Here is a 19,909-nt window from a genome sequence, read left to right as displayed (position 1 = left end):
GCGAATGGATGCCAGGCGACGGACCGGATGCTTCAGGGAAAATCCCAGATGATTGTGAAAAACCTCGCGCAGAAGCCTCCGACGCTGCTGCTGGTGCTGCCGGCGGTGCGCCGCATCGTTAGCTGGGTTTGCGAGCCTGTGGCTCGATAGCCGGCCCATGCGGAAGGCTTGGAAACAATCTCCCGGCCATTGCCGCCCCGTTACCAGCGGCCCTTGCGCCGGTTCCAGGCGTAGAGCAGATCGGCGAAGCGATTATAGGCATAGCGCGTCAGCGGTAGTGCGGCGGGATTGCCGAACAGCGTCGCCAGCCAGCCTTCGCCGGGCGTCGCCCGCCACACGGCAATGGCGACATCGGCGCCAGCCAGCAGATTGCCGCTCGCATCCGTCGCATGCAGCCGGCGCCGGATATCCTCCAGCCCGATGCCGTATCCGGCCAGTGCCGCCGGTTCGGCATTGATGTCGCGAAATTCGATCCGCCCGGCCTTGACCGCCTCGATCAGCCGCCGCTTCTGCCGGCTGATACCGGCATCACAGACCGGACAGCGCGTATTATACCAGACGGTCAGCAGCGGCTTGCTCATGTTTCGAAACGGCACCAGAGGGACGCGCACCGACTATCCGGCAAACGCCGTTGCGCCGCAACGCAACACGACACCCGCGAAATGGCCAAGCCTGGAGCGCAACCTACCCGAGCGAGGTGATGATCTCGCGATAGGCATCCTCCGGGAAAGCCTTGAGCGTCCGCGTCCTGACGTTGCCGCCCGTCGCCAGCATCAGCGAGAAACGGGCGAGCACCGCATCGTCGGGCGCTTCGACCACCGCCACCATGTCGCAATCCCCCATGGTGAGATAAAATGCCTTGAAGGACCCGCCCATGTCTCCCAACAGCTTTTTGGCGGCATCGAGCCGCTTCGGCGACTCGCGCACATTTTTGGCGCCTTGCTCCGTCCAGTTGATCAGCACGATGTAAGTTGTCATGGCACACCTCCCTCCGGAGCCACGGAGCACGGCGTCCAACCGCCGGGGCGGGCATCCGGGGTTGTCGCCCAGAGAATGCATCCGTCGCGGAATTATCCTCCCACGACCGGTGCACCGCAAGAACAACCGGCCGGATGATAAAATCAAAAAAGGCGCCGGATGGCGCCCTCTGAATCGTTCGGTCATTCTTGAGTGTCAGCTCCTCAGACGGTTCCGAGCATGCTCGAGCACGACGTCAGCTATCGACCGTCCTGATCAAGCCCTGCTCTGACAGATCGATTTTGTCCTTCAGAATGTATCTGTGGCCAAGGCCAACCGAATTTTCCGGAAGTCCCAGATAGGCGGCGAGTTCCTCATGGAGGTCGAGCGGAGCCATGTACTCTTTCGCTCCATCCATTCCCAATATCTGAAGCAAATCGTCAGGCGCGGCCTGCTTGCCGATCATAGCCAGCAAGGCGGGAGCGTCTTCCAGCCGAGGACGCATGTCCTCATCGTCAGGGTCACTCATCTCCATGCCCGGACAGGAATTGTAGCGCGATTGGAGAACACCGTGCTTTGCCGCCCAGAGGTTTAGCTGTTCCTCATCATAGACGGTAATCGCGATGCCGATGCAGGTCAGATCGAGGGTCAGGCTCTGAAGCAAGGATTCAATCCAGCGCGGGTCGAGCTGGTCTGTGTAACGGTCGGAGAAAGTGGTCCAACCATTCTGTTCGGTTGTGACAAAGGCGTCGATGGTCTTCGTCCTCAGCCAGTTGACCAACGCTTCTTGCCTTGGCCCCTTTATGCTGACGGTTCCGTAGGTCGCGCCCACCTAAAAATCCTCAGCTGTCGAGGAAGCTTCTGAGCTTGCGCGACCGGCTCGGGTGCTTGAGCTTGCGCAGCGCCTTGGCTTCGATCTGGCGGATGCGCTCGCGGGTGACCGAGAACTGCTGGCCGACCTCTTCAAGCGTGTGGTCGGTGTTCATGCCGATGCCGAAGCGCATTCTGAGCACGCGCTCTTCGCGCGGCGTCAGCGAGGCCAATACGCGCGTCGTCGTCTCGCGCAAATTGGCCTGGATCGCTGCGTCGATTGGCAGGATCGCCATCTTGTCCTCGATGAAATCGCCGAGATGCGAATCCTCCTCGTCGCCGACCGGCGTTTCGAGCGAGATCGGCTCCTTGGCGATCTTCAGCACCTTGCGCACTTTTTCCAGCGGCATGGCGAGCTTTTCTGCCAGTTCTTCCGGCGTCGGCTCGCGGCCGATCTCATGCAGCATCTGGCGCGAGGTGCGCACGATCTTGTTGATCGTTTCGATCATGTGCACCGGAATGCGGATGGTACGCGCCTGGTCGGCGATCGAACGGGTGATCGCCTGCCGGATCCACCATGTCGCGTAGGTCGAGAACTTGTAGCCGCGGCGGTATTCGAATTTGTCGACCGCCTTCATCAGGCCGATATTGCCTTCCTGGATCAAGTCGAGGAACTGCAGGCCGCGATTGGTGTATTTCTTGGCGATGGAGATGACGAGGCGCAGATTGGCCTCGACCATTTCCTTCTTGGCGATCGCGGCCTCGCGCTCGCCCTTCTGCACCTGGTTGACGATCTTGCGGAATTCCTGGATCGAAATCGCCGTCTCGGTGGCGAGGTTCTGGATCTCGGCACGCAGGTCGCGGATGGCGTCCTTCTCGTTCTTGGTGAATTCCTTCCAGCCGCGCGAGGTTAGGTTGCCGATTGAGCGCGTCCAGTTCGGATCGAGCTCCGAGCCCTGATATTCCTTGAGGAACTCCTCGCGGCGCACGCCATAGCTTTCGGCCAGCCTGAGCAGCTTGCCCTCGTTCTGCACCAGGCGCTTGTTGATGTCGTAGAGCTGCTCGACCAGCGCCTCGATGCGCGCCGTGTTCAAGGACAGCGACTTCACCGCCTTGATCAGCTGGTCCTTCAGCTCCTTGAGCCGGCGGTCCTGGCTGGGCGACAGCGTGCCGGCGGCGGCCAGCCGGTTCTCGACCTGCTGGTCCTGCAGCTTGCGCAGTTTCTTGTAGGTGTCGGCAATGACGTCGAGCGTCTCCATCACCTGCGGGCGCAGTTCCGCTTCCATCGCCGCCAGCGACAGGCTCGCCTCGTCATCGTCTTCCTCGTCGTCGTCCACCAGGCCACGGGTGTCGCCGCCGACATTGGTGATGTCGTCCTCGTCCTCGCGCGACCGGCGCGGCTTTTCCTCGGTCTTGGCTTCCTCGATACGCTCGACAACCGGCGCCTGCTTGGCCTCCGGCCCGGCATAGGTCGCCTCGAGGTCGATGATCTCGCGCAGCAGGATCTTCGATTCGTTGAGCTCGTCACGCCAGATGATGATGGCCTGGAAGGTCAGCGGGCTTTCGCACAGGCCCGCGATCATCGTCTCGCGGCCGGCCTCGATGCGCTTGGCGATCGCGATTTCGCCCTCGCGCGACAGAAGCTCTACCGAGCCCATCTCGCGCAGATACATGCGGACTGGATCGTCGGTGCGGTCGGTCGGCTCTTTCTTGGTCGTGGTGGCGGCGACGGCGGTGCCGGTCTGCTCGGCCAGCTCGTTGGCATCTTCCTCGGCATCAGCGGCGGTATCGGCGGCTTCGGGCTCCTCGCCCTGCTCGTCGTCCTCGACCACATTGATGCCCATGTCGGAAAGCATGGCCATCGTGTCCTCGATCTGCTCCGAGGTCACTTCCTCCGAGGGCAGCACCGAATTCAGCTCGTCCATGGTGACATAACCGCGCTTCTTGGCGGCCTTGATCATCTTCTTGACAGCATCGTCGGAAAGGTCGAGCAGAGGGCCATCGGTCGCGGCCTCGCGTTCGGTCTCGACTTCTTCCTTTTCTTTTGTCGCCATAGTCTTTATTTTCTCCAAGCGGCTGAGTATCAAAGCCGCGTAAGCTGCTGGTCCGGTCAAATTGGATGCGCTCCTTCCAGAACGCGCTTTACCGGGCCAGTAACTGCATCTCTCGTTAAGTCCAGATTAACCCTGATATCTGTGGCAAGCGGACTGCCTGTCCAGTGATCAGTACCTTACATCGCTGCATTCCCGTCGATGCCAAGGCGGGTTAACGTTTCGAATCGACCTGATTCCGCCATTCTGCCGGAAGGTCAAGCGCCTCTCGCATGATTCGCATGAAAAAAGCGAATCAATTACCCGACTTAGAGCACCGCACGCTTGATTCAACGCGCAAGCACGTCCTTACATCTCAGTCTTCTGGAGGCTTCGATCTAAACGCGCCCAGCCCTGCCCGACGATACGCCAAACCCTTCAATCAGCGCTTCCGTTGCCTGCACATCACGAAATTGCGCCTGGATTTCGACCAGGTGCCGGTAGTTTTCGTCCGTGGGATCGCTGGCGAGCGCTGCTTCCGCCTGCTTCAGCTCCTTATGTAAGGTGCGCGCGCTGCGCTGCAAGTGGAGAGCTTGGCTGAACGCATCGCGAGCATCGTCGAGTGCTGCCGTTTCCAGCGCCGGCCATTGCCGCGCACGTTTGATCAGCGCCACCGCGCGCTGCCAGATCTCACCGCAGCCGGCCCGCTCGATCGTCGCGATTACAGCCTCGCGGTTGTTGGCCATATCGTGCGCCATGGCGTCAAGGATGGCCGCATGCAGCCGCTTCAGATCGGAATTGGCGAGATCGAGGAACTCGACATGGGCGAAATTCTCGTCGATCAGCACCGGATGGTTGACGAGGGCCGCAATGATCGTCGCCTCGCGCACCGACATGCCCTCGCCGCCGCGTTTGACCAGCGCCGAGCGGCCGAGGCTTTCGGTGATCGCGGTGCGCCCACCGGCACCGCCGCCACGTGCAAACTGCCCGCCGGGTGCTGAGGCCCTGCCCGGAAAGCGCTCACCGGGCCGTCCGTCCTGACGTCCCTGGCGTCCGCGCTGGGTCCCGAAGAAGCTCTGCACCCGCTCGCGCATTTCCTGTTGGTAATGATAGCGAAGGCTCTCGTCGCGGATGCGGCTGGTCAGTTCGCGCAGCGTCTTTTCGAGCTCCGCCCGCCGTTCCGGCGTGTCGAAGACGCCGCCGGCGGTCTCGCGCATCCACAGGAGGTCGGCCAGCGGCCGCGCATCGGAAAGCACGGCGCGGAATGCGTCCGGCCCTTCGGCCTTGACCAGATCGTCGGGATCCTTGCCCTCCGGCAGCAGGGCGAAGCGCACGGAGCGGCCTGCCTGGACCGCCGGTAGCGCCATGTCGGCGGCGCGCCACGCTGCCTTCAACCCGGCTTGGTCGCCGTCGAAGCACAGCACCGGCTCGCCAGCCATGCGCCATAGAAGTTCGAGCTGGTTTTCAGTCAACGCGGTGCCGAGCGGCGCCACCACGTTTTCGAAGCCGGCCTGCGCCAGCGCGATCACATCCATGTAGCCTTCGACGGCAATGACCGTGCCGCCCGTGCCCAGCGCCCCCTTTCCCAGCGCCGCCTTTCCCAGCGCTTGGCGCGCACGGGCGAAATTGTAGAGAACGTTGCCCTTGTGGAAGAGCTCCGTATCGGGCGAGTTCATGTATTTGGCCAGCGCATCCGGCGCCAGTGCCCGCCCGCCGAACGCGATGATCTTGCCCCTGGAATCCGGGATCGGGAACATGATGCGGTCGCGGAACCAATCGTAGGAAACCGGGACGTCGTCGCCATGGCGCACCAGCCCGCATGCCTCGATGTCGGCCTTGGGGACACCCTTGGCGGCAAGGTGCTCCTTCAGCGCGTTGCGGCTGTCGGGGGCATAGCCGAGGCGGAAAGACTGCTGCGTCGCCGGTGTCAGGCCCCGGTCGCGCAGATAGGCGCGGGCCTTTGCCCCTTCCGGTCCCTGCAGTCGTTCCTGGAAGAACACCGTCGCCATCTCCATGACGTCGGTCAGGCTGGCGCGTTCCTTTTCGCGCCGCTCCTCCTGGGCATCGCGAACCGGCATCGGCACGCCGGCCATGTCGGCGATCTTCTCGACGGCCTCGGGAAAGCTCATCCCATCGAGTTCGGTCAGGAACTTGAAGTGATCGCCGGAAACCGAGCAGCCGAAACAGTGATAGCGGCCCTTCTTGTCCTCGCAGTGGAAGGACGGGCTCTTCTCGCCATGGAACGGACAGCACGCCCAATAATCGCCGCGTGGCGCGTTGGTCTTCTTCCTGTCCCACGCGACGCGCTGGCCGATCACCGAAGAAATCGGTACGCGGTCGCGGATCTCGTCGAGGAAAGCAGGCGGAAAGCGCATGGGGGACAGCTCGTTTGGCCTCCATATAATCACACGGGCGAAGCCCGACGACTCCTAATGGCGACCATACCCGGTTTTCACAGGCCAAAGGAGAAGGCGGCCCGCGGGCCGCCTTCGCGATCTAAACCGGCGCAGCGCCGGTCAGCCGTTCCGGGCTCACTGCGCGGCGATGGCGCCGAAAATCAGGCCGGAGAGAACGCTGACCAGCAGATAGTCGTTGCCGACCCGGATCCATTCCTGGCCGGGACCCGGACGGCGCAGGCCATAGTGGCGATAGTCGCGGATCGGCTGGTGACGTTTCCAGCTCGAATATCTCTGGCCGTTGCGCCAATGGCTGCGCTTCACCACGACCTTCTTCTTCACTATGACGCGCTTGTTCACGTCGACATGCTTGTTCACGTCGACATGCCTGCCGGGCCTTTGCCAGTCGACCTGGCTGTAGTTCGACTGCGGCGCGTTTGGTGTGTTCAGTGGTGCAGCCTGGCCTTGCAAGGCGGTTGCAGCCAGCCGAGAAGCCAACGGCGGAAAGAACGATACGTTTTATAGCGGGTACTCCTTGGTTGTCGATGCCTAGGAATAGAGCCGGAAGAATGAACCGAAACTGAACACAGAGATTACGTTTTCGTAATGATTTCTTACATTTAGCACGACTAATTCAGCGCTACCTTTAAAGCGGCCGTCCGAGAATGGACGCATGACCCTCCGCAACTCGGCAGTCTATGCAACCATTTTGTCAGCCATCCATTTCCGACACGCTCCGTCGCGCGCCAACAGGCGTCCGAACCGCGCAAAATTTATTATTCGGCTAAAATAAATCGGAGTTATATTAACCTCTGCAATGTCCACGATTCGCGCCCACTTTTGCCCCCTTGACGTCACGGCGCCCGCGTCGCTGGCATCTGTCGGGTTGCGGGGTTGGGCATGAGTGGCTCTGTCGTTTTGCTGCACCTTGCCGGTGCGGTCGCATTGATGCTGTTTGCCACCCGTTTGGTGAAGACCGGCGTCGAGCGCGCCTATGGCGATGTGCTGCGCCACAAACTGCGCGCCACAATGCGCAATCCGTTCATGGCGGTTCTGGCCGGCTGCGGCCTGGCTGTCGCATTGCAAAGCTCGACCGCCGTCACCTTGCTGGTCGGCTCATTCGCCGGCTCCGGCATCGTCAGCGGCATGTCGGGCCAGCTTGCGGTGCGCGGTGCCGAGATCGGCTCGGCGCTGGTGGTCAAGCTGCTTACCTTCGATCTGTCGCTGCTGGTGCCGGTCTGCCTTGTCGCCGGCACCGTCATGTTCATGGCCACCGAGCGGCGCGACTGGCGCCAGTTCGGCCGCATCCTGGTCGGCATCGGCCTGCTGCTTCTGTCGCTGGAGATGATCGGCCAGGCGTCGGAGCCGCTGCGCCAGAGCACGCTGATGCCACTCATCGTCGATTACTTCTCTGGCGATCCGGTCACCGCCTACCTTCTGGCGGCGTTGGTCACCTGGCTGTTCCATTCCTCGATCGCCGCGGTGCTGCTGATGGTGACGCTGGCCGGCCGCGGCTTCATCCCGCCCGAACTCGGCATCGTGCTGGTGCTCGGTGTCAATCTCGGCTCTTCGATCATCGCGCCGCTTCTAACCCGCAACGCAGAACCCGGCGTTCGTATCGTGCCGATCGGCAATCTCCTGATGCGCGGCATGGGTTCGCTGATCATGCTGATCCTGTTTCTGTCGTTCAAGCCGCCGGTCGCCTTCTTGGGCAGCACCGTGCCCGAGCAGATCGTCAATGCCCACATCGTCTTCAACATCCTCATCCTGATCGCTGGCCTGCCGCTGGCGAGCCTGGTCTATCGCGCCTCGGAAAAGATCGTGGCGCTGGGCACCAAGCCTCAGCCCGCCAACGCGCTCGACGTCGTCGAGCTTTCCGCGCTCAACGAAAGTGCGCTCGACGTGCCCAGCCAAGCCTTGGCCAACGCCACCCGCGAGGTGGTGCGGGTCTGCGAGACAGTCGAGATCATGCTGAAACGGATCATCGAGCTCTATGAGAGCGCCGATGCCGACAAGATCGGCGCGCTGGCCGCACTCGACGACCGTGTCGACAGGAAGCACGCGGCGATCAAGCTCTATCTGGCCAAGGTCACCAAGAACCCGTTGAGCGAGGACGAGGCGCTGCGTTGCCAGGAGCTGATCGGCGCCTGCGTCAAGCTGGAGCAGGTCGGCGACATCATCGTGCGCAACATGCTGGTCCACGTGAAGAAGAAATTCGAGCGCGGGCTGGAGTTCACGCCGGAAGGCTGGCGCGAGCTTTGCGCCTTCCATGCCTTGGTGCTTGCCAATGCCAGGCTTGCCTTCAACGTGCTGGTGTCTCGCGATCCGGAGACCGCTCGCCAGTTGGTGCTGGAAAAGGACCGGCTGCGCGACCGCGAGAAGGAAACCAGCCAGAGCCATTTCGTGCGGCTGCGCGACGGCACCGCCAAGAGCGTCGAGACCAGCTCCATCCATCTCGACACCATTCGTGACCTCAAGCAGATCAACTCGCTGCTCGCCTCGATGGCCTATCCCGTGCTCGAGGAGCGCGGCCTGCTCACCGGTTCGCGGCTGAAGGCTGGATAGATTGCGTCCACAAGCCGGGTAGCTTCAGAACATCGCCTATGAAAATTGCTGTGGGCCAATGCGCAAAAATTATCTTTGCGCCACCTCCTGTCTGTCGGCTAAAGATCGCCGCATCTACCGGAAGGAAAGTCGATGGACACCCATTCTCGCAGCTTCGCCAAAGCGCTTTCCTGGCGCGTCACCGGTACCATCGACACGATGATCATTTCGCTCGTCGTGACCGGAAGCATCAAGCTCGCCGCGGCCATCGGCCTGACCGAGGTCGTCACCAAGTCGCTACTCTACTATCTTCACGAGCGGGCGTGGCTGAAAATTCCTTATGGAAGGAAGGCAGCCGCCTAGCTCTTGCCTCCGCGGCGGGCGCCTGACCGGCGATCAAGAAAAGCTAAAGCGGCGTCGACAATTTCTGGATTGCCCGCCGCCCTCATCCGTGGTTTGAGGCCACCTTATCCGAGGATCGCCTTTCCGCCATGCTCCCCCTCATTGCCCTGTTCATTGCCGCCTTCGCCTTCGGCACCACCGAATTCGTCATAGCCGGCGTGCTGCCGCAGGTGGCGGATGGCCTTGGCGTCGCGATCCCGACCGCCGGTTATCTCGTTTCCGGCTATGCCGGCGGCATTGCAGTCGGCGGCCCGCTGCTGGCGCTCGCTACCAAAAGGTTCTCCGGCAAGGCTCTGCTGCTTGGACTGACTGCGGCTTTTACCATCGGCCAGGCGGCCTGCGCGCTGGCGCCCGACTTCGCCTCGATGCTGCTGTTGCGGATAGCGGTGGCCGTCGCGCATGGTGCCTATTTCGGCGTTGCCATGGTGGTGGCCGTCGGCCTGGTGCGCGAAGACCAGCGCGGCATGGCGGTAGCGCTGATCCTGTCCGGCCTCACCGTATCGAACGTAATCGGCGTTCCGGCCGGCACGGCAATCGGCAACATCTGGGGATGGCGTGCGACATTCTGGGTGATGTGCGCGCTCGGCGTGGTGGCCTTCGCGGCAATCGGCGCCCTGCTGCCGCGCAAGACGGGATCGTCGAACCCGTCCGTCAGTCTTGGCAGTGAGGTCCGCGTACTCGCACGCCAGCAGGTCTGGACCTCGCTCATCATCATGCTGATGCTGATGATCGGCCAGTTCGGCCTGTTCACCTACATCACGCCGACGCTGCTTGAGGTCACCGGCCTCGACGAGAAATGGATACCTTGGGTGCTCCTGCTCAACGGTGTCGGCGCAACGATCGGCGTCTTTGTCGGCGGGCGGCTCGCTGACTGGAAGCTGATGCCGTCGCTTATCGCCATGCTTTTCCTGCAGGCGGTGATGCTCGCCTTGATCTACGCCGTCAGTTCTTACCCGCTGCCGATGGTGATAGCGATCTTCGTCTGGGGCGGCCTCAACTTCGCCATCGGCACGCCGATCCAGACCCGCATCCTGACCTGGACCGCGGACGCCTCCAACCTTGCCTCGTCACTCATTCCGTCGGGCTTCAACGTCGGCATCGCACTCGCCGCATCGCTCGGCGCGGCCATGCTCAATGCCGGCTATGGCTATCGCAGCCTGCCGGTGGTTGGCGCGATCGCCATGCTGGTCGCGGTCGCGGTCGCGCTTGCCTCGCATGTCTGGGAATGGCGCAGCCGGGCTGCGCCGCCGCTGCCGGCTGCCGCCGAATAGGGCTACAGATCGATCCGGTAGCGCAGGCTTTCTACGCCGCCATAGGCAGCGTCTTCGAAGAAACGCCCGACAAGCCGGCCGCCATTGGCCAGAACGACCTTCTGCGAGGGCACATTGTGAGGCTTGCAGGTGATTTCGACGAAGGGCAGGCCAACCGCCCTCGCCTCCTCCAGCATCAGCCGCAGCGCCTCGGTCGCATAGCCACGTCCCTGTTTCCACGGCACCACCGCATAGCCGATGTGGCCGAGCACGTGCGACGGCAGCGCCGCGGTGCCGGGCTGCCAGCGCAAGCCGATCGAGCCTAAGACTTCCCCGTCCCAGATCCAGCGCCGGAATCCGGGCAGCCGCGGCACCGTCGAACCGTCCGGCAAGGCAATCGGCGGTCCCTTGCCATCGGAATCGTCGAGATCGGCAAGGAAAGTCGCTGGATCCTTTTCGATAGCCGCAAGCTGCTCGCGCGTCGCGTCGAGCAGCCGCACATTGTCCGGCGACCAGCCGCGCTCGAGGGCCGCCTTGTAGGACGGCAGGTGTTCAAACGCCGGTTTGACGAGTTCGATCATGAGCGCGAGCTTTTGGCTGTCCGCCAGGATTGCGGGCGCGACGGCAAGGGCCTTCCACAGCAGTCTACTGAAGCAGGCTCTTGACGATGCCGCTCGCCTTGGAGAAATCCATCTGCCCGGCGTATTTTTCCTTGAGCGCCGCCATCACCTTGCCCATGTCCTTGACGCCGCTGGCGCCTGTCTCGGCGATGGCGGAACGGACGGCGCTTTCCGTCTCGGCCTGGCCCAGTTGCGTCGGCAGGAAGTCGCGGATGATCGCCATCTCGTCGCGCTCCTGCGCTGCAAGCTCCGGCCGCTTGCCGTCATCGAACGCCTTGGCCGATTCCTCGCGCTGCTTCACCATCTTGGCAAGGATCTGCAGGATTTCGTCGTCGCTGGCCGGCTCCTTCCCGGCGCCGCGATTGGCGATGTCGCGATCATGAATGGCCGCCTGGATCAGCCGCAATGTGGGCAGCCGGCGCTTGTCCTGCGCCTTCATCGCGCTCTTCAGGGATTCGGCGATTTTTCCTCGCATAGTGCTTTCTCCTTCGAATGCGGCGGACAATAGTCGTGCCGATAGCTCAAGGCAAACTCGATGGCGTCCGGCAAACCGCTGATATTGTTCGACGAAATAAATCCAGGCTCGCACGGCGCGGCATCATTGACCGCCTTGGCGCCTTCCCCTATGTACTGGGCCTTGCATGAATTGAATTCTAGTGCACGTCGCCCAAAAGTGCGTAGCGGTTTTGGGGCCACGACATGCACAAGTGAAAAGTTAGCGCGCCGAGGCTGTGAGATTGCCGCTTCGCGCCTTTTGTTGCGCCGATTGAGGGGCGCAGCCTTTAGGAGTGCCGCCATGGCAACGATGACCGCCGCGTCGACCCCCCCTTGGGCCACCGAGAGGCCGACAGCCCTGCTGGTGCTGGCCGACGGCACCGTCATCGAGGGCCGCGGTCTGGGCGCTTCCGGCTCCGCCGTGGCTGAGGTCTGCTTCAACACCGCGCTGACCGGCTACCAGGAAATCCTCACTGACCCATCCTATGCCGGCCAGATCGTCACTTTCACCTTTCCGCATATCGGCAATATCGGCACCAATGACGAAGACATCGAGGACCTCAATCTGCTGGCCCGCGCCGGCGCCGTCGGCGCCGTGTTCAAGGCCGATGTCACCAACCCGTCGAACTACCGCGCCGGAGCCGGCCTCGACCAGTGGCTGAAGAAGCGCGGCATCGTCGCACTTTCGGGCATCGACACGCGGGCGCTGACCGCGCTGATCCGCGAAAAGGGCATGCCCAATGCCGTCATCGCGCACGCCCCAGACGGTACCTTCGACATCGATGACCTCAAGCGCCGCGCCGCCGCCTGGTCCGGGCTCATCGGGCTTGATCTGGCCAAGGAGGTCACCTCCGGCCAGTCCTCGGTCTGGCGCGAGACGCCCTGGGTCTGGAACGAGGGCTTTGGCGAACAGGCCGACCCGTCGATGCACGTCGTCGCCATCGACTACGGCGTCAAGCGCAACATATTGCGCCTGCTGGCCGGCCTCGGCGCCAAGGTCACCGTGGTGCCGGCCAAGACCGGCGCCGAGGAGATCATGGCGATGCGGCCGGACGGCATTTTTCTGTCCAACGGCCCCGGCGATCCGGAAGCCACCGGCGACTACGCCGTGCCGGTCATCCAGGATCTGTTGAAGACCGAAATCCCGCTGTTCGGCATCTGCCTCGGCCACCAGATGCTGGCGCTGGCGCTGGGCGGCAAGACCGCAAAAATGCATCAGGGCCACCACGGCGCCAACCATCCGGTCAAGGACCACACCACCGGCAAGGTCGAGATCGTCTCGATGAACCACGGCTTTGCCGTCGACGCCGACTCGTTGCCGAGCGGCGTCGAGGAAACCCATGTCTCGCTGTTCGACGGTTCGAATTGCGGCATTGCGCTGACCGGCAAGCCGGTCTTCTCGGTCCAGCATCATCCGGAAGCCTCGCCCGGCCCGCAGGATTCGCATTATCTGTTCCGCCGTTTCGTCAATCTGATCCGCGAAAAGCGCGGCGAGCCGGCACTGGCCGAGCGTGTCTAGCGCATTGCGTAAAAACGGATTTGACTGACGGCGCCGGCCGGGCTCCCGGCGCCGATCAAGCCCCGTCCGTCACCGCTTGCTGCGCGTGCATGCGTTTGACTTCCTTCGGCGTCGGCTTGGCCACCCTACTGACGAAGACGACGAGCGCCAGCGTGAGGAAAATCGCGCCGAGCAGATACGGGGCACCGCCGAAAACTATGGGCGCGCTCGGCCCCGTGAACCAGGAAAAGATCGCCGTATAAAACAGCGGTGTGATGATTGAGGTGATCGAGAAGATCGAGGTCATCGCGCCCTGGAGTTCGCCCTGGGCGGAGGGTGGCACCTTGGCGGCCGCCAGGCTTCTGAGCGGCGGGTCGGCCAACGCCTCGAGACATCCGACGACGATCACTGCATAGATCATCCAGCCTTGTGACGCGAAGGCGTAGCCGAAGGCGCTGAGTGCGGTAAATGCCAGACCGATTACCGCCGTCTTCCACTCGCCAAGTGTAGGGATCACGCGCGGCAGGACTGTCGCCATGACGATCGCGCCGCACAGGCCGAAGGCTCCGAGCGAGAAGCCGATCTGTTGTTCGCTCCAGCCATAGCGATAACTGGAGACGAACGACCAGACCGCAGGATACATCATGTGCCCGAGCGTCATCAGAAAGAAGACAAGTCCGATCCAGCCGATACCTTCATAGTTGCGCATCTGGACGAGCGTGCCGACCGGGTTCGCGCGTTTCCACGCGAAGCGGCGACGGTGCTTGTTATCAAGCGTTTCCGGCAACAGAAACAGCGCGATCAGAAAGTTTGCGAAAGCAAGCCCTGCAGCGAAATAGAACGGAACGCGCGGCCCGAACGTGCCGAGCAACCCGCCCAGGACCGGCCCGATGACGAAGCCGACGCCGAAAGCAATGCCGAGCAGCCCGAAATTCTTCGCACGATTTTCGTCGGTCGAGATATCGGCAATGAATGCCGATGTCGTTGAATAGCTGGCGCCGGAAATGCCGGCCAGCACGCGGCCAATGAACAGCATCGGATAGGACCAGGCGATAGCGCAGATCAGATTGTCGATAGCGAACGTCAGCACCGAGGCGAGCAGAATCGGCCGCCGCCCGAACCGGTCGCTCAACCCGCCCATCACTGGTGCGAAAACGAACTGCATCGCCGCATAGACGAAGAACAGCCAGCCGCCCTCGATAGCCGCCTCACTGATGCCGACGCCGGTCAATTCCCTGAGATAGGCCGGCAGCACCGGCATAATGATACCGAAGCCAATGACGTCGAGCAGCAGGGTGGTGAAAACAAGCGCAAGGCCCCGCCTGGCGGTTTTGGGGTCTATCATGATGGTATCTCCTCGGGCCGCCCGAGCGAACGGGAACACACCTTATAGGCGAGCACATCGCTGGGAACAATGAGGGAACGGGCAGAGTGTTTTCATCCTGACATCCCCCTGACTGCGATCCAGTCTCTCGGATTACGAGAAAACCGTCGGCTCAGATCGGGTTGTTGAACGTGTCGCAGTCCGATAGCTTGCCGTTCTGGAAGCCGCGCGCCAGCCAGGTCTGCCGCTGCTGAGACGTGCCGTGGTTGAAACTTTCCGGCACGACGTAGCCCTGCATCTTCTTCTGCAGCGTGTCGTCGCCGATCTGCTTGGCGGCGTTCAGTGCCTCCGCCATGTCGCCCTGTTCCAAAATGCCCTTCTGACCGGTGAAATGTGCCCAGATGCCGGCAAAGCAGTCGGCCTGGAGCTCGACCTGCACCGACATCTGGTTGGCGTCGCCCTCGCTCATATTCTGCCGCATCTGGTTGAATTTGGGCAGGATGCCGGTCAGGTTCTGCACGTGATGGCCGACCTCGTGCGCGATAACATAGGCCTGTGCGAAATCGCCCGAGGCGCCGAACTGCTGGTCGAGTTGCTGGAAGAAGGTGGTATCGAGATAGACCTTGCGATCGTTGGGACAGTAGAATGGTCCGGCCGCTGACGAGGCAGAACCGCAGGCGGAGCGGATCTGACCGCTGAACAGGACCAGTTTTGGATCTTGATAGGTCAGACCTTCGGATTGGAAAATACCGGTCCACGTATCCTCGGTCTCGGCCAGCACGGTCGACACGAACTGCTTCATCTCGTCGGACGCCGGCGCACCGGTGCCGCCGCCCTGCCCGCCGCTATTGTCGGTGATCTGGCCGCCGCCGCCAGGCTGCAAGCCGCTGTCATCGAGAATTTGGCTCGGGTCGAAGCCGAAATACCACCCTGCCAGGAAAATCAACGCTACGATGATAATGCCCGACATGCCGCCGCCGCCGGCGCGACCGTCGATCGGGATGCGAAACTGCCCCGGACCGCCGCCAAGCCCGCCACTCTGGCCGCGCTCGTCCTCGACATTGTCACTTTGACGGCGGCCTCTCCAGAGCATGGCAACTCCCCGTGATGCACGTTTGCACTCAACCCGCCGATGTCCTGGCCGGTTCCAACCCAGCAAACAATTATCCCAATGGTTACGCCAAGTCACAGTATTTTTCGCGCTAACGAGCAATGCCTGCTGACGCGGGTCTGCTCTGGCTTAGACGTCGCAAGGTCTGTAGCATCCACCGTGGCTGTGGAAGCGAGGGGGCGCTTGCGGATGCTCGGGCGGGTTCTGTTGCTGTTTGCGGCATTGTCTTGCCTAGGCCCCGCGCCGGCCAGCGCCGTCACTCTCGATTCCAGTGTCGCAATCACCGATCCCGAGACCTTGCAGGCGCTCGAGCGCGGCGGGCTATCGATCAGCCGTCTGCTTGGGCCAGCGCTCGGACTGACACGCGACGTCGACAATCGCGGGCTGTTTTCGGTGCGCGCGCTGAGCCCGGTCCGCAACGCCGTCAAACAGCAGATCTTAGACGAACCAAGGAACAGCCCCGACTCCTATGTAGCCGCTCTGGCAAAGTCGAAAGACATCAACCAGAAGTTCAATCCGAAATACATCGACGACGACGGTTCGACGCTGGACCTGACCGGCATCGTCAATCGCATGGATCGCGGCTATCTCGGCCACACCGAATGCGGCGAGATCAGGCTGATCTACCGCTTCCACTATTCGGTCGAGGAGAAGCCTGGGCAACGCATTTCGTCGCGCCTGCCGCTGACCCTGAGCCTGGTCTTCAACGCCATACCGGCTTCGGCACAGACTCGCGCCTCGAAGGACCGTCCGCGCTCGGCTAACGGTTCCTGCGCGGACGTGGCGAAGCGCTGGCTTGTCGCCGGGCAGAAGAATCTGGAGCCGGATCAACTGGCGGCCTGGCTGCGCTCGGAAGAAGGCCCGCTTTCCAGCGCGATGTTGAATTCTTCGCAGACCATGCGGCTCGAGCTCAACATGCAGGTCGTGCGCCTATCGGCTTCGAGCCGGCGAGATTTCGGCGGCCACGCCGAGTATCTGTTGAAGGTATTCAAGTGGGACCCTGCCAAAGCCATTTTCCAGGAAGCGAAAATGGAGAACCAGATCGACCGCAAGCTGGTGCTGGCCGACAGGCAAACCTTCGAAAGATGGCTGCTCACCGACCGCAACATCTATGATCTCGACCGTGGCCGTCTGGTGATCGACGAAAAATTCCTCGCGACCACCGCGGTTTCGGTGGCACCCGGCGGTATGAACCGGTCGCAAAACAATTTGGCTTTTGGGCTGCTCGACGACGATGCTATCGACAAAGCGCTCAGGGACTATGTCGCCAAGGGCAATACGCTTCGCACCGTCAAATCGGTGGCCGGCTTCAATCTGCGCCTCAACGAGATGACCTGCACCGGCTGTCACCAGACGCACGGCATCGCCGGGTTCCATTACACCGGCGCCGACCCGGCCAACGAACCGCGCCGCAACGCGGTGTTCGTGCCGGGCTCGGCTGTGTTTTTTGCCGACCTGCCGCGCCGCCGCGCCATTGTCGAGTCGTTCGCCGCTGGCAGACACCCGGATTTCAGCCGCGGCTTTGCCGGCCGTCCGGAGGCAAAATACGCCGAAGCGCTGAAAGGCACCGATCTCTACAATGGATGGGGCTCGATCTGCTATCGCGGCGCCGACCCAAGTTTCGTGGACTGGACCTGCGACGAAGGCCTGCGTTGCGCCGGGGTCCACGAGAGCGCCATCCATCCGGGCTTTGGTACCTGCGTCAGCGAGGCCGGCACCGCGGTCGGCGATCCGGTGGAGTTCGGCGAGATCAGGATGTCGAAATGGGGCAACGACCAATATTGCCGTCTGTCACCGGCAACCGCGAAGGCCTGCGCCATCGACCCGGCCAGGGACAGAAAACCGCCGATAAAGCTCGCCGGCTACGGCGCGGCGCGCCAGCGTTACGATAATCCCGAGCAGAAGACTGGCGGCTTTCCCGGCGGCATGCTGCGCAAGGCGACCTGCGAAAAGCTGCCCGACGAGGCAAGCTGCGGCCGCCTCGCCAAGACCGGCTTCAACGACTGCATAGGCTCCGGCAAGGACCACAAATTCTGCACCAGGGAATTCACCAAGACCGCTGGCCTGCGTGCTTGCGACAAGGCCCATCCCTGCCGCGAGGACTATATCTGCACCGCCGGTTTTGACGATCTGCCGGAAGCAAAGCCCGGCAAGGGCACTTGCATCCCACCCTATTTCATCTTCCAGTTTCGCGTCGATGGTCACCCGCGCAACTGGGTGCAGGATACGAACGAGTGAGCAGGTCAGTCGCACTGCATATCGCTTCGATCAATCAGCGCGCGGCGATTATTGCCTTGCGAAAGGCTTCGAGCGTCTCGGCGCTGACATGGTGCTCGATGCCTTCGGCGTCGATGCGCGCCGTCTCGGCGCTGACCCCGAGCGAGCGCAGGAAGGCCTCGACCGTCTGGTGGCGAATGCGGCTCTCTTCCGCAACCTTGCGGCCGGCATCGGTCAGGAACACGCCGCGATAGGGCTTCCGGGAGACCAGCCCGTCGGCGCACAGCCGCGTCAGCATTTTCGCCACCGTCGGCTGGGCGACGCCGAGCCGTGCCGCGATGTCGACCTGGCGCGCCTCGTTGCCATCCTCGATCAGGTCGGCGATGAGCTCGACATAATCCTCGACCAGCGCACTGCGGCGCGCTTCACGCGTCTGCCTGAAGCCTTCCGAGTGGATTTCTGCGTCAGGCAGCGGCTTTTCGCGAGGAACCGGTCTTTTCTTCAGCGCCAATACGCGCTCCTCCCGGCAGTTTGAATCGACATTGCAGTCATAACACGGAACCCTATTGGTTCTGGCCGTTTATTTCCATTCGGTGGCCGGTGCAACCGGCGTTCACTGCCGTTCCGGCCGCACGGCCAAGCGGCCACACGAAAAAGCTCCGACAATGAAATATAGCATATTGCATAATGTTCAGCCGTGGCATAGATAAGGAGGCAACATCTATCGCGCGAGTGGAAAGCCAGTTCATGTCGGAAGCCGAAGCCACCTCAGCCCCCCGGTCCATGTGGCGATTTGCCCGCCCGGAGGACGGCGAGCAGCCCAGCCTTCGCGAAGTCAACGCCACGATCGCCGTGCCGCACTCGGGGATTTGGCTTCGCCGGCTGTTCGCCTTCATGGGGCCGGGCTACATGGTTTCGGTCGGCTACATGGATCCGGGCAATTGGGCGACCGACCTCGCCGGCGGGGCCCAGTTCGGTTACACGCTGCTGTTCATCATCATGTTGTCGAACCTGATGGCGATCCTGCTGCAGGCGCTCGCCGCCCGGCTCGGCATCGCCACCGGCCGCGACCTCGCGCAGGCGTGCCGCGCCTATTATCCGCGACCGGTCAATTTCATGCTTTGGGTCGCTTGCGAATTGGCCATCATCGCCTGCGACCTGGCCGAGGTCATTGGTACGGCGATCGCCTTGCAACTGCTGTTCGGGATTCCGCTGATCGGCGGCGCCATCATCACCGCGCTCGATGCCTTCCTGCTGTTGTTGCTGATGAACAAGGGCTTCCGTTTCCTCGAGGCCTTCATCATAGCGCTTTTGATCATCATCTTCGGCTGCTTCGCCATCCAGATCTTTGCCGCCGCGCCGCCGGTCGGCTCCATCCTGCATGCGATGTTCGTGCCGTCGTCCGAGATCGTCACCAATCCGGCCATGCTTTACATCGCCATCGGCATCATCGGCGCCACGGTGATGCCGCACAATCTCTACCTGCACTCCTCGATCGTGCAGACCCGCGCCTATGAGCGCACCGATCGCGGCAAGCGCGACGCGATCAAATGGGCGACGACCGACTCTACCATCGCGCTGATACTGGCGCTGTTCGTCAATGCCTCCATCCTGATCGTATCGGCGGTGGCGTTCCACGGCACCGGTCATCATGACGTTGCCGAGATCGGCCAGGCCTTCCAGCTTCTGTCGCCGCTGCTCGGCCTCGGCATCGCTTCGATCCTGTTTGCCGTAGCGCTGCTTGCCTCCGGCCTGAACTCGACGGTCACGGCGACGCTGGCCGGCCAGATCGTGATGGAAGGCTTCCTGCGGCTGCGCATCCCGCAATGGGCGCGCCGCCTGCTGACGCGCGGCATCGCCATCATCCCGGTGGTGGTGGTCACTGCGCTCTATGGCGAGAAGGGAACCGGCCAGTTGCTGGTCTTCAGCCAGGTAATCCTGTCGATGCAGCTTCCCTTCGCTGTCGTACCGCTGGTGCAGTTCGTCTCGGACAAGCGCAAGATGGGTAATTTCGCCATTTCCCGCGCTGTTGCCGTGCTGGCCTGGGTGGTCGCCGCGCTCATCCTGGTGCTCAACTTCAAGCTGCTCTACGATACGGTCGTCGGTCTGGGCTGAGCGTTTCTCTGCTCCAAGCCGACGCAACAAGGTCGGCAGTCATCTGCCCTTCCAGCCCTGGAAATTTGCCGACCGCTGTCGGACAAATGTCCGTTCGCCCGTCCTTGGCCCGAAGTCCGGCCATGACGGCACGGATCAGG

At 62.4% G+C, this 19,909-nt stretch carries 16 protein-coding genes and 1 pseudogene; 6 read left to right on the top strand and 11 right to left on the bottom strand.

The features are described from left to right. Positions 1-200: 200 nt before the first annotated feature. From NKH23_RS07850 to NKH23_RS07825, 6 genes and pseudogenes are all read right to left on the bottom strand, one after another. A complete protein-coding gene (locus tag NKH23_RS07850) occupies positions 201-581 on the bottom strand; it encodes a thiol-disulfide oxidoreductase DCC family protein (RefSeq protein WP_352915519.1) in 381 nt (126 codons plus the stop codon). 103 nt (positions 582-684) lie between these two features. Continuing rightward, on the bottom strand, positions 685-978 hold the full coding sequence (locus NKH23_RS07845) for a GYD domain-containing protein (RefSeq protein ID WP_352720864.1): 294 nt from the start codon (positions 976-978) through the stop codon (positions 685-687). Between the two features lie 235 nt (positions 979-1,213). Continuing rightward, a complete protein-coding gene (locus NKH23_RS07840) occupies positions 1,214-1,789 on the bottom strand; it encodes a hypothetical protein (RefSeq protein ID WP_352915483.1) in 576 nt (191 codons plus the stop codon). Positions 1,790-1,799: 10 nt separating this feature from the next. Beyond that, a complete protein-coding gene (rpoD, locus tag NKH23_RS07835; protein WP_023719339.1) occupies positions 1,800-3,821 on the bottom strand; it encodes an RNA polymerase sigma factor RpoD in 2,022 nt (673 codons plus the stop codon). Between the two features lie 374 nt (positions 3,822-4,195). After that, positions 4,196-6,172 (bottom strand): DNA primase, encoded by a 1,977-nt coding sequence (gene dnaG / locus NKH23_RS07830; RefSeq protein ID WP_352915486.1) that lies wholly within the window; start codon positions 6,170-6,172, stop codon positions 4,196-4,198. A 156-nt stretch (positions 6,173-6,328) separates the two neighbouring features. Continuing rightward, positions 6,329-6,716: pseudogene (locus NKH23_RS07825) on the bottom strand (RcnB family protein). 377 nt (positions 6,717-7,093) lie between these two features. On the opposite strand from NKH23_RS07825, the gene NKH23_RS07820 reads away from it, so the two are divergent. The 3 genes from NKH23_RS07820 to NKH23_RS07810 all read left to right on the top strand — a co-directional run bounded on the left by NKH23_RS07820 (position 7,094) and on the right by NKH23_RS07810 (position 10,410). Continuing rightward, positions 7,094-8,758, top strand: coding sequence for a Na/Pi cotransporter family protein (locus NKH23_RS07820; RefSeq protein WP_352915488.1), 1,665 nt, complete (start codon positions 7,094-7,096; stop codon positions 8,756-8,758). Between the two features lie 132 nt (positions 8,759-8,890). After that, positions 8,891-9,100 (top strand): DUF2061 domain-containing protein, encoded by a 210-nt coding sequence (locus NKH23_RS07815; RefSeq protein WP_023678301.1) that lies wholly within the window; start codon positions 8,891-8,893, stop codon positions 9,098-9,100. Positions 9,101-9,228: 128 nt separating this feature from the next. Continuing rightward, complete coding sequence (locus NKH23_RS07810) at positions 9,229-10,410, top strand: MFS transporter (RefSeq protein ID WP_353034426.1); 1,182 nt, start codon at positions 9,229-9,231, stop codon at positions 10,408-10,410. 2 nt (positions 10,411-10,412) lie between these two features. On the opposite strand, the gene NKH23_RS07805 is transcribed toward NKH23_RS07810, so the two are convergent. Together NKH23_RS07805 and NKH23_RS07800 are read right to left on the bottom strand one after the other, a co-directional pair. Beyond that, positions 10,413-10,970 (bottom strand): GNAT family N-acetyltransferase, encoded by a 558-nt coding sequence (locus tag NKH23_RS07805; protein WP_352720874.1) that lies wholly within the window; start codon positions 10,968-10,970, stop codon positions 10,413-10,415. 64 nt (positions 10,971-11,034) lie between these two features. After that, the gene (locus tag NKH23_RS07800) at positions 11,035-11,484 is read right to left on the bottom strand and encodes a GatB/YqeY domain-containing protein (RefSeq protein ID WP_023678304.1); all 450 of its coding nucleotides are present in this window, start codon (positions 11,482-11,484) and stop codon (positions 11,035-11,037) included. Positions 11,485-11,805: 321 nt separating this feature from the next. On the opposite strand from NKH23_RS07800, the gene carA reads away from it, so the two are divergent. After that, positions 11,806-13,023: a glutamine-hydrolyzing carbamoyl-phosphate synthase small subunit gene (gene carA, locus NKH23_RS07795; protein WP_352915493.1), complete on the top strand. Its 1,218-nt coding sequence runs from the start codon at positions 11,806-11,808 to the stop codon at positions 13,021-13,023. Positions 13,024-13,078: 55 nt separating this feature from the next. Here carA and NKH23_RS07790 read toward each other — a convergent pair whose 3' ends face one another. Beyond that, a complete protein-coding gene (locus NKH23_RS07790; protein ID WP_352915496.1) occupies positions 13,079-14,347 on the bottom strand; it encodes a TCR/Tet family MFS transporter in 1,269 nt (422 codons plus the stop codon). Between the two features lie 151 nt (positions 14,348-14,498). After that, positions 14,499-15,419, bottom strand: coding sequence for a KPN_02809 family neutral zinc metallopeptidase (gene ypfJ, locus NKH23_RS07785; protein ID WP_353034423.1), 921 nt, complete (start codon positions 15,417-15,419; stop codon positions 14,499-14,501). A gap of 207 nt (positions 15,420-15,626) precedes the next feature. On the opposite strand from ypfJ, the gene NKH23_RS07780 reads away from it, so the two are divergent. After that, complete coding sequence (locus NKH23_RS07780; RefSeq protein ID WP_352720880.1) at positions 15,627-17,675, top strand: hypothetical protein; 2,049 nt, start codon at positions 15,627-15,629, stop codon at positions 17,673-17,675. A 34-nt stretch (positions 17,676-17,709) separates the two neighbouring features. Here NKH23_RS07780 and mntR read toward each other — a convergent pair whose 3' ends face one another. Further along, positions 17,710-18,165 (bottom strand): manganese-binding transcriptional regulator MntR, encoded by a 456-nt coding sequence (gene mntR, locus NKH23_RS07775; protein ID WP_023678308.1) that lies wholly within the window; start codon positions 18,163-18,165, stop codon positions 17,710-17,712. Between the two features lie 236 nt (positions 18,166-18,401). On the opposite strand from mntR, the gene NKH23_RS07770 reads away from it, so the two are divergent. Further along, positions 18,402-19,769 (top strand): Nramp family divalent metal transporter, encoded by a 1,368-nt coding sequence (locus NKH23_RS07770; RefSeq protein WP_352855082.1) that lies wholly within the window; start codon positions 18,402-18,404, stop codon positions 19,767-19,769. Positions 19,770-19,909: the final 140 nt, after the last annotated feature.

Origin of the sequence: Mesorhizobium sp. M1328 (assembly GCF_040318075.1) — a bacterium.
GTDB lineage: Bacteria > Pseudomonadota > Alphaproteobacteria > Rhizobiales > Rhizobiaceae > Mesorhizobium.
Note: the sequence above shows the minus strand (reverse complement) of the source record. Positions and strands in the feature narration are given on the sequence as shown.

Bases quoted from the DNA above. Each gene is read 5' to 3' on its own strand.
- NKH23_RS07850 (WP_352915519.1), bottom strand. From the start codon at position 581: ATGAGCAAGCCGCTGCTGACCGTCTGGTATAATACGCGCTGTCCGGTC.
- NKH23_RS07845 (WP_352720864.1), bottom strand. From the start codon at position 978: ATGACAACTTACATCGTGCTGATCAACTGGACGGAGCAAGGCGCCAAA.
- rpoD (WP_023719339.1), bottom strand. From the start codon at position 3,821: ATGGCGACAAAAGAAAAGGAAGAAGTCGAGACCGAACGCGAGGCCGCG.
- dnaG (WP_352915486.1), bottom strand. From the start codon at position 6,172: ATGCGCTTTCCGCCTGCTTTCCTCGACGAGATCCGCGACCGCGTACCG.
- NKH23_RS07820 (WP_352915488.1), top strand. From the start codon at position 7,094: ATGAGTGGCTCTGTCGTTTTGCTGCACCTTGCCGGTGCGGTCGCATTG.
- NKH23_RS07815 (WP_023678301.1), top strand. From the start codon at position 8,891: ATGGACACCCATTCTCGCAGCTTCGCCAAAGCGCTTTCCTGGCGCGTC.
- NKH23_RS07810 (WP_353034426.1), top strand. From the start codon at position 9,229: ATGCTCCCCCTCATTGCCCTGTTCATTGCCGCCTTCGCCTTCGGCACC.
- NKH23_RS07805 (WP_352720874.1), bottom strand. From the start codon at position 10,970: ATGATCGAACTCGTCAAACCGGCGTTTGAACACCTGCCGTCCTACAAG.
- NKH23_RS07800 (WP_023678304.1), bottom strand. From the start codon at position 11,484: ATGCGAGGAAAAATCGCCGAATCCCTGAAGAGCGCGATGAAGGCGCAG.
- carA (WP_352915493.1), top strand. From the start codon at position 11,806: ATGGCAACGATGACCGCCGCGTCGACCCCCCCTTGGGCCACCGAGAGG.
- NKH23_RS07790 (WP_352915496.1), bottom strand. From the start codon at position 14,347: ATGATAGACCCCAAAACCGCCAGGCGGGGCCTTGCGCTTGTTTTCACC.
- ypfJ (WP_353034423.1), bottom strand. From the start codon at position 15,419: ATGCTCTGGAGAGGCCGCCGTCAAAGTGACAATGTCGAGGACGAGCGC.
- NKH23_RS07780 (WP_352720880.1), top strand. From the start codon at position 15,627: ATGCTCGGGCGGGTTCTGTTGCTGTTTGCGGCATTGTCTTGCCTAGGC.
- NKH23_RS07770 (WP_352855082.1), top strand. From the start codon at position 18,402: ATGTCGGAAGCCGAAGCCACCTCAGCCCCCCGGTCCATGTGGCGATTT.